The organism is Pseudomonas serbica (genome assembly GCF_028823535.1).
GTDB classification, from domain to species: domain Bacteria; phylum Pseudomonadota; class Gammaproteobacteria; order Pseudomonadales; family Pseudomonadaceae; genus Aquipseudomonas; species Aquipseudomonas serbica.
This window is the reverse complement of sequence record NZ_JAQIYM010000010.1, coordinates 206,867-219,054: the sequence shown is the minus strand read 5'-3', so window position 1 is coordinate 219,054 and position 12,188 is coordinate 206,867. Positions and strand designations below refer to the sequence as shown.

11 protein-coding genes are annotated in these 12,188 nt (G+C 61.1%); 2 read left to right on the top strand and 9 right to left on the bottom strand.

Going from position 1 to position 12,188, the window contains the following annotated elements; translation table 11 throughout:
• Positions 1 to 1,620 (top strand): DUF2300 domain-containing protein, encoded by a 1,620-nt coding sequence (locus NQL71_RS18325; protein ID WP_274643083.1) that lies wholly within the window; start codon positions 1 to 3, stop codon positions 1,618 to 1,620.
• 3 nt (positions 1,621 to 1,623) lie between these two features.
• A complete protein-coding gene (locus NQL71_RS18320) occupies positions 1,624 to 2,436 on the top strand; it encodes a YfaP family protein (RefSeq protein ID WP_046815868.1) in 813 nt (270 codons plus the stop codon).
• A gap of 69 nt (positions 2,437 to 2,505) precedes the next feature.
• On the opposite strand, the gene NQL71_RS18315 is transcribed toward NQL71_RS18320, so the two are convergent.
• The 9 genes from NQL71_RS18315 to eat form a co-directional block, all read right to left on the bottom strand.
• Positions 2,506 to 3,978: a DUF1254 domain-containing protein gene (locus NQL71_RS18315; protein ID WP_274643098.1), complete on the bottom strand. Its 1,473-nt coding sequence runs from the start codon at positions 3,976 to 3,978 to the stop codon at positions 2,506 to 2,508.
• A 499-nt stretch (positions 3,979 to 4,477) separates the two neighbouring features.
• Positions 4,478 to 5,224, bottom strand: coding sequence for a S24 family peptidase (locus NQL71_RS18310; protein WP_046815867.1), 747 nt, complete (start codon positions 5,222 to 5,224; stop codon positions 4,478 to 4,480).
• Positions 5,225 to 5,439: 215 nt separating this feature from the next.
• Positions 5,440 to 5,967 carry an inorganic diphosphatase gene (gene ppa / locus NQL71_RS18305; protein ID WP_003205933.1) on the bottom strand — a complete coding sequence of 176 codons (528 nt, stop codon included), beginning with the start codon at positions 5,965 to 5,967 and terminating at the stop codon, positions 5,440 to 5,442.
• Between the two features lie 113 nt (positions 5,968 to 6,080).
• Entirely contained in the window at positions 6,081 to 6,893 is an 813-nt protein-coding gene (locus NQL71_RS18300) for a M90 family metallopeptidase (protein WP_248687532.1), read from the bottom strand.
• A 4-nt stretch (positions 6,894 to 6,897) separates the two neighbouring features.
• On the bottom strand, positions 6,898 to 7,554 hold the full coding sequence (locus tag NQL71_RS18295; protein ID WP_046815865.1) for a DedA family protein: 657 nt from the start codon (positions 7,552 to 7,554) through the stop codon (positions 6,898 to 6,900).
• A gap of 213 nt (positions 7,555 to 7,767) precedes the next feature.
• On the bottom strand, positions 7,768 to 8,226 hold the full coding sequence (locus NQL71_RS18290; protein WP_046815864.1) for a GNAT family N-acetyltransferase: 459 nt from the start codon (positions 8,224 to 8,226) through the stop codon (positions 7,768 to 7,770).
• Positions 8,227 to 8,342: 116 nt separating this feature from the next.
• Positions 8,343 to 9,167, bottom strand: a complete 825-nt coding sequence (gene eutC, locus NQL71_RS18285; protein WP_077186305.1) for an ethanolamine ammonia-lyase subunit EutC — start codon at positions 9,165 to 9,167, stop codon at positions 8,343 to 8,345.
• Positions 9,168 to 9,175: 8 nt separating this feature from the next.
• Complete coding sequence (locus tag NQL71_RS18280) at positions 9,176 to 10,570, bottom strand: ethanolamine ammonia-lyase subunit EutB (RefSeq protein ID WP_077186304.1); 1,395 nt, start codon at positions 10,568 to 10,570, stop codon at positions 9,176 to 9,178.
• 78 nt (positions 10,571 to 10,648) lie between these two features.
• Positions 10,649 to 12,019, bottom strand: coding sequence for an ethanolamine permease (eat, locus tag NQL71_RS18275; protein WP_046815861.1), 1,371 nt, complete (start codon positions 12,017 to 12,019; stop codon positions 10,649 to 10,651).
• Positions 12,020 to 12,188: the final 169 nt, after the last annotated feature.

Here is a 12,188-nt window from a genome sequence, read left to right as displayed (position 1 = left end):
ATGTATCGGCATTGGGTCTGGCTGTTGCTGTGTCTGATTCCCGCGCTGGCCACAGCGCGGGAGGAGCCGTTGCGGCTGGCCTTCAAGGATCAACTGCTGACCTTGAGTCCGACGCAGCTGTTATCGCGCGAACCGCTATCCGACAGTCTGCAGGCCCCCCTGGGCAGTGTCTGGAAGCTGTTTGTGTACGCTTGGCTGGTGGATACCGGGGCGAGTGAGCCGGCGTACGAGTGTCACGGCCAATCGAAAGAGGAGGTCTATTGCTGCGCCGCCGGTGGCAAAGTCGAGCGGGATCAGGCGTTGGTGAAGTCCTGTGGGTTGTATTTCGAACCGGCGCGACTGGCGATCAACCCTGGTGACTGGCGTGAATATTGGCAGGCACGACAGGCGCCGCAGTGGCTGCTGGACTTGCCGTCATTGCAGCCCGCCACCCGGGTTTCGGTGGCTGAATTGTTGCGTGCGCTGGCGCGGATGCCGGCGCAGGACCAGGCGCGTCGCGTGTTGCTGGACGTGCTGTTGAACGCGGCGGATGGCAGCGTCGTGGGCGAGCTCGGCAGCCGCTTGCGGGTCAAGACCTGGAGCTGGCGGGGGGATCGCGATGCGGCGTCGCGTCAGGGTGGCTTCGCCGGTTGGACGGCGGATGGCACGCCGATCTGGGCGGGAGGGCGCGGAACCAGCCAGCGGGTCCTGCGCGATTACGCCCAGGCGTTGTCGGCAGTGGTGCCGGCGGCCTGGCCGGCGGAGGCGGGGCAGTGTGTCGAGGTCGATCTGTTCTCGCGTTATCCACTTCAGCGGGTGATGTCAGGTGACCGCGTGGTGTCCTCTGGCCCATTGCAGGGCGATTACCGCGTCGAGTTCGTCAATGGCAATCAACTGGATATCCACGGCGACGGCGAACTGTTCTTACTCAAGGACAAGCTGGTCGCCCGCCTGGACCGCGAAGAGTATGTCGCTCGTGTCCTCCAGCGTGAGGCCCGCGCCGAACCCGCCGAAGCCGCCAAGGCCCTCGCCGTGGCCATCCGCACCTACCTGCTGCAAAACGCCACGCGCCGCGGTGATTGCCTGAGCATCGACGACAGCAGCCAGCGCCAGCGCGTCGCCCCACGCCCGGCCACCGCGGATGCACGCGCCATCGCCGCCTGGACCAGCGACCTGGTGCTCGCCGGCACCGCAGTGACCTATCACTCCAACCAGCCGGGCCTCGACCGTTTGTCCTGGCAACAGGCCGTGGAACAAGGCAGCGCCGGCCAGCGTTACGACGCGATCCTGCTCCACGCCTACCCACGCGCCAGTCTCAGCCGCTGGGACAACCCTGTGGCCTCCTGCGACGCGCTGCCCGCCGCCCAAGACTGGCTGCAAAAGCAGCGCCGCAGCTGGCGCCCCCGTCTGGAAGGTGAAGCCGGCTACAACGAAGTCAGCACCTTCGCCGTCTGCCGCCTGGCGTTCGGCCGTCCCTTCGTCGACCGCGAGCGCCAGCGCCTTTACGTGCGCGGCGTGCTCTCCCTGCAAGACCGTCTCGACCTGACCCACGAATACCTGCACCTGGCTTTCGAAGCGCACCCCAACGGTCAGGATGAAACCTACATCGAAGGGCTTGCCCGCCACCTTTTGCTGGAATAGACCATGACCCATCGTTATCCACAGGTCTTGCTGCTGCTCTGCGCGATCGCCGCGCTGTCGCCGGCAACCGCCGCCGACAGCGTCAAACTCGACACCCCCTCCGGCGGTTGGCGAACCGGCGCTGCCGAAGGTGAAGGCGAGCCATTTCGCCAGGTCGTCAACTACCCGGCGTCGTCGGTGAATACCCCGGCAGGCCAGGCAAACACCGCACGCATCGCCGGTCAGATCAAAGCCGCGCCGAAGAGCGGCGAACCCGGCCGACTGATCGTCAACGGCGTCAGCATGCCCCTGAAAATCGATCCATCAGGTGGCTTCGATCGACCGTTCTCATTCCCCAACGGTAGCAACAGCGTCGAAGTCCGCAGCCCCGACGGCCAACAACGCCACCGAACCCAATTCCTCAATGCCAGCGGCGGAGCAACCCCAGCCAAACTGCGCGTGCTGCTGGCCTGGGACAGCGACGGCACTGACCTCGACCTGCACCTGGTCACCCCTGACGGCGCCCATATCTGGTACGGCGACCGCGCCGTAGCCAACGGCGCCGCCCTCGACGTCGACGTCACCACCGGCTACGGCCCGGAAATCTTCGCCATGCCGGCGCCGATCAAGGGGCAGTACCTGGTGTATGTGAATTACTTCGGCGGTGGCTATCGCAGCGATGAAGAGGGGCAGGAGGATGCGGTTCAACCGCTGACGACGGCGCAGGTGACGGTGATTACCGAGGAGGGGACGCCGAGCGAGAAGATGCAGACGTTCCTGGTGCCGATGCGGGCGGTGGGGGAGTTGACGTTGGTGAAATCGTTCAGTTATCCGTGAATCGGAGTTCCCCAACTGGCAGTCACGCGAACGGCTGCTTGCCAGGCGCAAGCAGCCGCATGATTCACGCTACTTCGCGACCACCAGCGCCGGTGGCTGCCAGCTGCCGTTGCCAGGGGGAAGAATCGAAGGCGGTGCGGTCTTCGGCCAGTAGAGACGCATCACCAGATACACCGTGTCGTCAGGCGCGGGCAGCCAGTTGGACTCCTTGGCCTTGCCCGGCGAATCCTTCTGTATGTACAGGGTGAGTGAGCCATCCGCGTTCTTCGTCATGCCTGACAGCATCGGCGAATTGATCAGGTAGCGGTTGAGCGGATTTTTGATCAGCAGCTGGCTCTTGCCGTCGTACATGGTGACCGACCAGAAGGCATTGACGGGCGGCAGCTTGCCGGCCGGGAAGGTGAGCGTGTAATTGTGCTTGCTGGTATCGAGCGTCTGGCCGCTGCCGTCGGTGCGCGTATAGGGGTACATCGCCTCGGCGGCGTCATTGCCGTACAGGCCGCCCTTCGCGGCGCCGGCACGCATGAGCCAGTTGGACTGGTAGAACGCCTGATCACCGAAGAACGCACCGACGTTCCAGCCATTGATATTCTTCATTCCGCTCGAGAGAAACTTGTCGACCTTTTCGTCGCCGGCCTTCATCCCGAGCAGGACCGCGGCCTTGTGCTCGAGCGAGAGGTCCTTGAATTCAAAGTTCCGGCCGGGACCTACCCCGATGCTGGCCAGCCTGGCCCGGATCGCCTTGTCATCAGTCGATGCTGGCACATACTGCATTGCGGCCGACAGGTACTCGAAGAAGTTGGCCTTGATACCTTCCGTGGTAGCCGGCATGAAATCGATTTTCGGCGCAGCAGGCGGCGCGGGTTGATGAAGGAACGCAGACAGCGCCTGGATCTTGTAGCTCGCCTGCACCTTCTCGACATTTGGCATGTCGGCCGGATTGAACAATTGGGTGCGGATCAAGGTCAGCGCGAAGGGGGTCGTGGAGGTAAACACCTTGTCGATGCCTGGAGGTGTTGCACCTTTCCAGTCGGGGCCTGCAACCAGATAGCTGCCGGCTGCGCTGGCAGTTGCCCGACTGCCGATGTAGCCATAGTTATAGGTGTTGCCGTCGATCAGTTGTATTGAGTAGTAACGCTTTTTGGAAACCGCTGGCACCGTGATCACCAGCGGCTCCGCGCGCAGGTCGGCCCAGAGTATCGAGTACGGGGTGTCGCTATTTGGCGTAATGACGGCGGTATCGGCGGGCGTCGCGACCCGATGCTCGTTGTGCAGTTGATTGAAGGGCGCCTTGAACTGGCTGGACTTGGGGTCCACCGCGAACTCGTTCATCACCGCATAGTTCATGACCAGCGGCAAGCCGTAGATAAAACCTTCCTCGGCGATCGCCTTGGTCTGCTCAAGACTCGGCGCGGGCACGCCCTTGGCCACATCCGTCTTGTCTGCCTGCGCAATGGGATCGTTCTTGCCCGCGCACCCCGCGAAAAGCGTTGAACCCGCTACGACAACTGCCGCAGCCAGCGTCCAGCCCCTGTGTGACATCCTGTTCATGTTCACCTCGTTAGTTTCGAGCAACTGCAGCTTATGGGCAGTCGCAAAAAAACCGGGAATCAGGTCCGCGGACAGCATGCAGACAGCAGAAATGCATCTTGCATTTTCGGACAGCCAGCGAGAGGTATAGCTCGGATTTTCGGGCAGTGCATACGAGGGGTGATATCACGCCAGGCGACCCGGGACGGCTTGCATTCAAAAGCTCGGAGGGCGTTACATCTTCAGACGGATTCGGCTTTTTGGCGGGCATTAAAAAGCCGGCTTGTGGCCGGCTTCTCGGGGACTGGCTTGGTTCATTTTTGGTAAACCGCGCCAGCCTTCAAAACGTACACCCGGATCTTGCGTCCGGCTGTGGGACTCGGCGAGAAAGTCATCTGCCTTGTCGGTGCGATCAGGGCCGCTTGGCGGGGTGATGCGCAAATGTGGGGCGCAGCATACTGATTTTTTTGCAAAATTCCCAGCCTGGTGTGTGAGTTGGCGTTTCCAGGGGTTACAGGAACGGCAGCGGCGGCCGTCGTTTGTTCAGGGTCGACCACCAGAACACCCAGCCCAGTACCCGGATATTCTGTTCTTCGATTTGCGCCGGTCGGAAAATTTCATCCGGGTAATCGGCGCGGTTATGGCTGCGCAAGCGCAGGGCGTTGCCCGGCATTCGGTGCAGGTATTTGATGCGCAGCATGCCGTCGTGTTCGATGGCGTAGATTTCGCCATCGACAATCTGGGTCAGGCCACGATCGATCGCCAGGGTGGAGCCGTCGTCGATTTTCTCGGCCATGCTGTTGCCAATCATGGCGGCACCGATGGCATCGGCGTGATTGATTTCCAGGGAATCGAGGTGGCTGCGAGGCAGGCGCAGGCATTGTCCGCGGTCTTCGATGACGTGGGTTTTTTTGGAGCCGGGGGCGGTGATCACTTCCTTGTAGAAGGGCAGTTCGATGTCGGTGGGCTCGATCACCGTATAGACGCCACGGATTGTCTGGGCGTCGAAGGTGTGGCCGGTGTCGTCGACCAGGCGCAGGTGCCTGGCGTCTTTCGAGCCTTCGCCGGTTTTCAGCCAGTCGCTGTTGACCGAGAGTTTTCTGGCCACTTCTTCCAGGCAATGGGCGGGGACACCGCGGGTGTACCAGTTGTGTACGTTTTGCGGGGCCGTATCCAGGAATTCGGCGAATCCTGTCGTCGTGATGTTCGCTGCTTCGAGGAGCGCTTTAAACCGTGGGCCGCTAGTGTTCTTTTTCATGAACGGGAGTCTACTGGCGCCCGCCGGGGCTTTGAATAAACGGCTCGTTCAAATTTCGCGGGAAAATTACGACTGGATGTGAGGCGTGTTGGGTAAAAAATAAACAGGAAAACTCGGAAATACCGAGCGTTAAACGAATCGTTTAAATCCGCTTTATAGGCGCGCAAAAAAAACCCCGGATCAACCGGGGTTCTTCTGCAAGCCTGCAGCCGCTCTTAGCCTTTGTAGGCAGCGACCGACTTGGTGATCGCTTCGCGGGCGGCGTCTGCACCGGCCCAGCCTTCGATCTTGACCCATTTGCCTTTTTCGAGATCTTTGTAGTTCGCGAAGAAGTGCTCGATCTGCTGGATCAGCAGCGGCGGCAGGTCAGTGTATTCCTTCACGTCGACGTACAGCTGGGACAGCTTGTCGTGTGGCACCGCGATCACTTTGGCATCGCCGCCGCCATCGTCGGTCATGTTCAGGATGCCGACTGGACGCGCGCGGATCACCGAGCCTGGGGCAACCGGGTAAGGGGTCACGACCAGCACGTCGAGGGGGTCACCGTCGTCCGCCAGGGTGTTCGGGATGTAACCGTAGTTGGCCGGGTAGAACATTGGGGTGGCCATGAAACGGTCAACGAACAGGCAATCGCTGTCTTTGTCGATTTCGTATTTGATCGGCGCGTGGTTGGCCGGAATCTCGATCGCGACGTAGATGTCGTTCGGCAGGTCTTTGCCAGCCGGAATCTTGCTGTAGCTCATTGGGCGTTGCCCCCGTTAGTTGACCAGAAACACTTGGCCGGATTGACCAAAAAGTGGCGGCGATTATAGGCATATTCCTACGGCGACGCCACGTACCAGAGGTCGTGTAGACCTTAGTCGTGTGCCTGATAGACCGGGTTCTCGGCCAGAAGTTGCCGCAACCTTGCCAGTGGGTCCTGGCGGTAGAACAGCCGCAGTTGCTCATAGACCTGTGGATAAGCCTCGTGCAGCAGATCCGGGGCACTGAAGAAGTATTCGCTGGTGACGGCGAAGAACTCGGCAGGGTTTTGCGCGGCATACGGATCAATGGCGGTCTCGGCGTCCGGATTGCGTTCCAGTTGGCGGTCGAGATCGTCGTAGGCTTGCTGCATGACCCTGGCCCAGTCGCTGACCCGCATGTCTGAGTGCAGCGGTGGCAGGCCGTTGGCGTCGCCGTTGAGCATGTCGAGCTTGTGCGCCAGCTCGTGGATCACCAGGTTGTAGCCTTCCCAGCCGCCGCTGGCCATGACGCCCGGCCAGGCGAGGATGATCGGCCCTTGCTGCCAGGCTTCGCCGCTGTGTTCGCCGTCCCACTCGTGCTCCACGCCACTGGCGTCCCGATGGCGCTGGGGGCTGATGAAGTCGTCGGGGTAGAGCACGATTTCGTGAAAGCCCTGGTACCAGTTCAGGTCACCCAGGTGCAGCAACGGCAGTTGCGCCTGGGCGGCGAGCAGCAGGCGTTGTTCCTGGTGCAGCTCGACACCGGGCAGGGCAGTCAGGTGTTTGTCCTGCAGAAACAGTACGCAGGCTTCGCGCAGCCACAGGTCTTCGGCGGCGCTGATGCCATCGAGAAAACTCAGGTGCTGGCGCACCCGGTGCCACATCTCGTCGGCGATCGGGTGCTTGGCCAGGATGCGCCGACGGCGCCAGGCGCCAAGGGACCACATGCGCTCAGCGCGATGCGGTTTTGGAGTTCGAACCGCCAAGGCGGCTGCGCACCAGGCCAATGATCATCGGCACCAGCGACAGCAGGATGATGCCCACCACCAGCAGCGACAGGTTGGATTTGATGAACGGTACGTTGCCGAAGAAGTAACCCAGGGTGACCAGGCCGCCGACCCACAGAACCGTACCCAGCACGCTGAAGGCGAAGAAACGCGGGTAAGGCATTTTCGCGACGCCCGCGACGAAGGGGGCAAAGGTGCGGATGATCGGCAGGAAGCGCGCCAGGGTCACGGTTTTGCCGCCGTGCTTGTCATAGAAATCATGGGTTTGCTGCAGGTAGTCGCGGCGGAAGATCTTCGAGTTCGGGTTGCTGAACAATCGTTCGCCGGCCGTTCGTCCGATGATGTAGTTGGTACTGTCACCGAGGATCGCCGCGAGCATCAGCAAGCCTCCCAGCAATACCGGGTCCATGCCGCCACCGGCGGCCACGGCGCCGGCGATGAACAGCAGAGAGTCGCCCGGCAGGAAGGGCATGACCACCAGGCCGGTCTCGCAGAAGATCACCAGGAACAGGATGGCGTAGATCCAGGGCCCGTAGTTGGTGACCAGCAAGTCGAGGTAGACATCGAGATGCAGGACGAGATCGAGCGGGTTGAAATCCATGGGCGGCACCTGTGGTAACGGCCCGACTCTGCAGGCCTGCGGATGACTTCGCGTAAGACTACAGACAGGAGGTAGTTTTTCTTACAAGCCGAAAAGAACGCGATTATACGGGCTGGGAAGTGAAAAGCGCGTAGGGTTTGTAGCAGGGGATTTCGGCGTGTATTTGAGGGCAAGATCGCAGCCTTCGCCCGAAAGCTGCGATCTTTTCTGACCTTACAACTCGTCGCTGATCGGCAACACGTAGTTCTTGAACTCGGTGTCTTCCTTGAATCCGATGGATTCGTAGGTTTTCTGCGCCACTTCGTTGTTGCTGCTGGTGGACACGCGCATGCGTACAGCGTTGGTTTCCTTGGCCATTTTCTTCGCGGTTCGGATCAGGTTGTCGGCCACCAACTGGCGACGGGCGTCTTCAGCGACGTAGATGTCGTTGAGGATCCAAACGCGTTTGAGCGAAAGCGAAGAAAAACTCGGGTACAGCTGACAGAAGCCCAGGAGTCTGCTGTCGTCATCGGACAGGGCCAGGTAGATCACCGATTCCTTGCGACGCAGGCGTTTCTCGAGGAACGCCCGGGACGAGTCTGGATAGGCCAGGGAGCCGTAAAACTCGCGATATTTGACGAACAACGGGGTCAGCTGGTCCAGGTGTTCGAGGGTCGCTTGAATAATCCGCATGGTAGGTCTCGTCTTCAAGTGGCTGTCTTCACGTGCTTTGGCGGCAAAGGGTACTCACTGGCAGCCGTGCATCGATCCTGCCTGAAAAGGGTGCGAAAGTGCAATGCGGAAGCGGTTCAGGCTTGGGGCGCATCAAGTAGGAAATTTCCTTTCATCTCCGCTCCCGCGTCTGATTCCAGTGTTTGCACCTGCGCTTCGTCCTTCAGGTTGACTCCGGATAACTGTCGCCGGCATGCCTCGCGCATCAAGTACAGCAAACGGTGTGCCGCCATGCCGTAAGTCAGGCCCTCGAGACGTACGTTGGAGATGCAGTTGCGATAGGCGTCGGTCAGGCCGACCTTTGGATTGTAGGTAAAATATAATCCCAGACTGTCTGGAGAGCTCAGCCCAGGGCGTTCGCCGATCAGGATCACGGTCATTTTCGCGCCCAACAGTTCGCCGATCTCGTCGGCAACGGCGACCCGGCCCTGTTCCACCAGCATCACAGGCGCCATGGACCATCCGTCGGCTGCGCTCTGCTCTGCAAAGCGCGTCAGGAACGGCAATGTATGACGGTGCACCGCCAATGCCGACAAACCATCGGCAACCACAATGGCCAGATCGACACCGCCAGGATGGGCTGCAGCGTATTCGCGCAGGGCTTTTGCCGACTCCGTGCTCAATTTGCGCCCCAGATCGGGGCGCTGCAGGTAGCTGTTGCGATCGGGGGCGGCGCTATGCAGTAACAGGCTCTCACGACCACGTTCAGCCAGTTGTTCGCTGAGGGATGCGTGATCAAACGGCAAGTGCACCGCGTCTCGCGCCTGGGCGTGGGCAAACTGAAAATCCAGCTGGGCACGGGTGGGCATGCTGGTGCCGGTGCGGCCCAAGGCAATGCGTGCGGGCGTCAGGCGTCGCAGCTCCAGCCACGGGTTGTGCGGATCAAAGGGTGGTTTTTCCATGACAACACTCATCCCAATTGCGCCAAGGCCTGGCGGAAGGCCGGTGGCAGGCTGTTACCGAAGAGGACCTTGCCGTCCGCCTGAGTGAAGATGCCCATTTTCGCCAGCCATTGCTCGAACTCCGGCGCAGGCTTGAGCCCCAGCGTCTGGCGGGCATAAAGCGCATCGTGGAACGACGTGGTCTGGTAGTTGAGCATGATGTCGTCAGAACCGGGGATGCCCATGATGAAATTGATCCCGGCCACCCCGAGCAGGGTCAACAGGGTGTCCATGTCGTCCTGGTCAGCCTCGGCGTGGTTGGTGTAGCAGATATCGCAGCCCATTGGCACGCCCAGCAGCTTGCCGCAGAAGTGGTCTTCGAGGCCGGCACGGATGATCTGTTTGCCGTTATAGAGGTATTCGGGGCCGATGAATCCGACAACGGTGTTCACCAGGAACGGATTGAAATGGCGGGCCACCGCGTAGGCCCTGGTTTCGCACGTCTGTTGGTCGATACCGTGGTGGGCATTGGCCGACAGGGCGCTGCCCTGGCCGGTTTCGAAATACATCAGGTTCTTGCCGAGCGTGCCGCGATTGAGGCTCAACCCGGCGTCGTAACCTTCCTTGAGCACATTCAGATTGATACCGAAGCTGGCATTGGCCGCCTCGGTGCCGGCAATCGACTGGAACACCAGGTCCAGGGGTACGCCGCGATTGACCGCCTCGATAGACGTGGTGACGTGGGTCAGCACACAGGCCTGGGTCGGGATTTCGTAGCGCTGGATGATCGCATCGAGCATCTCCAGCATGGCGCAGATCGAGGCGATGCTGTCGGTGGCCGGGTTGATGCCGATCATGGCATCGCCGTTACCGTGCAACAGGCCATCGAGGATGCTCGCGGCGATGCCGGCCGGTTCGTCAGTGGGGTGGTTGGGTTGCAGGCGGGTGGACAGGCGGCCGCGCAGACCGAGCGTGCCGCGGAATTGCGTGACCACGCGGATCTTTTGCGCCACCAGGACCAGGTCCTGTACGCGCATGATTTTCGAGACGGCCGCCACCATTTCCGGGGTGAGGCCGGGGGCGAGGGCGCGCAGGACCTGTTCGTCGGCGGCGTCGCTGAGCAGCCAGTCGCGAAAACCGCCGACGGTGAGATGGCTGACCACCGCGAAAGCCTGTTTATCGTGGGTGTCGATGATCAGGCGGGTGACTTCATCGTCCTCGTAGGGAATCAGCACTTCCTGCACGAAATGGCTCAGCGGGATGTCGGCCAACGCCATCTGCGCCGCCACGCGCTCGCCGTCATTGAGGGCGGCAACGCCGGCCAGATAGTCCCCGGAGCGCGCCGGGGTGGCCTTGGCCATCACTTCCTTGAGGTTTTCGAAGCGGTAGGTCTGGGCGCCGACGGAATGGGCAAATACGGCCATGGGGCGGGGCCTCCTGTTGTGTATAGGTGTGCACTTCAATAATGCAGGCGCCAGGCTCATGGCCCGGCGCCGGTGCAACTAGATACCTTCGAGCATAGCGTCCGCCGGTGCTTCGGAGCGTTGCCGTGCGGTCAGTTGGAAATACAGGTAACCGGCGGCCATGAATCCGAGGAAGACCAGGCCGATCAAGGTGTTGAACCATGCCATCGCGACCAGGCACACCACCGCCAGGAACAGCGCAATCCCCGGTACGATCGGATAGCCCGGGGCGCGGAAGGTGCGCTCAAGGTTCGGCTCGGTTTTACGCAGCTTGAACAGGCTCAGCATACTGATGATGTACATCACGATGGCACCGAATACCGACATGGTGATCATGGCCGCCGTCAGCGACATGCCTTGCAGGTTGACCAGGCCATCGCTGTAGATGGCCGCAATGCCGATAACGCCGCCAGCCAGGATCGCCCGATGCGGGGTTTGGAAACGTGAGAGCTTGGCCAGGCTGCGCGGCAGGTAACCGGCGCGGGCGAGGGCGAAGAACTGGCGCGAGTAGCCGAGAATGATCCCGTGGAAACTCGCCACCAGCCCGAACAGGCCGATCCAGACCAGCATGTGCATCCAGGTTGAATTGTTGCCGACCACCGTTTTCATGGCCTGGGGCAGTGGGTCGTTGATGTTTGCCAGCTGACGCCAGTCGCCGACGCCACCGGCCATTACCATTGTACCGATGGCCAGGAACACGAGGGTCAGGATGCCGCTGACGTATGCACGGGGAATCGTGCGTTTCGGGTCCTTGGCTTCCTCGGCGGCCATCGCTGCGCCTTCGATGGCGAGAAAAAACCAGATGGCGAAGGGAATGGCCGCGAAAATGCCGGGAATAGACGCGATGGTGAACTCACTGGAGCCGGACCAGCCATTGAGCACGAAGTTACTGAAGCTGAAGCCTGGCGCAACCACGCCCATGAATACCAGCAGTTCGGCGACCGCCAGCACGGTCACCACCAGTTCGAAGGTGGCGGCGATGCTCACGCCGAGAATATTGAGGGTCATGAACACGAAATAGGCGCCAACCGCAGCGATTTTCGGGTCCAGTTCCGGGTATTGCACGTTGAGATAGGCACCGATGGCCATGGCAATGGCCGGCGGCGCGAAAACGAATTCGATCAGGGTGGCGATGCCGGCGATCAATCCGCCTTTTTCACCGAAGGCCCGCCGACTATAGGCAAACGGCCCGCCGGCATGGGGAATGGCCGTGGTCAATTCGGTAAAGCTGAAGATGAAACAGGTGTACATCGTGGCCACCATCAGTGCGGTGACGAGGAACCCCAAGGTCCCGGCGGTACCCCAGCCATAACTCCAGCCGAAGTATTCGCCGGAGATCACCAGGCCAACGGCAATGCCCCATAGGTGCAGGGTGCCGAGTGTGGGTTTGAGCTGTGTGGAAGAAGTCATAAGTCCTCGCTGTTTTTTGATCTTGTTGGACTTTCGGGTGTTGCGTTTGGGTGTGATTCGCGCACGCAAAGCCCGTGCCAGAGCGGCCAGGCCTTGAGTGTTATGTCAATGAGGGCGCCTTCGCCGGCAAGCCAGCTCCTACAGGTGCGGTGTGATCCTTGTAGGAGCT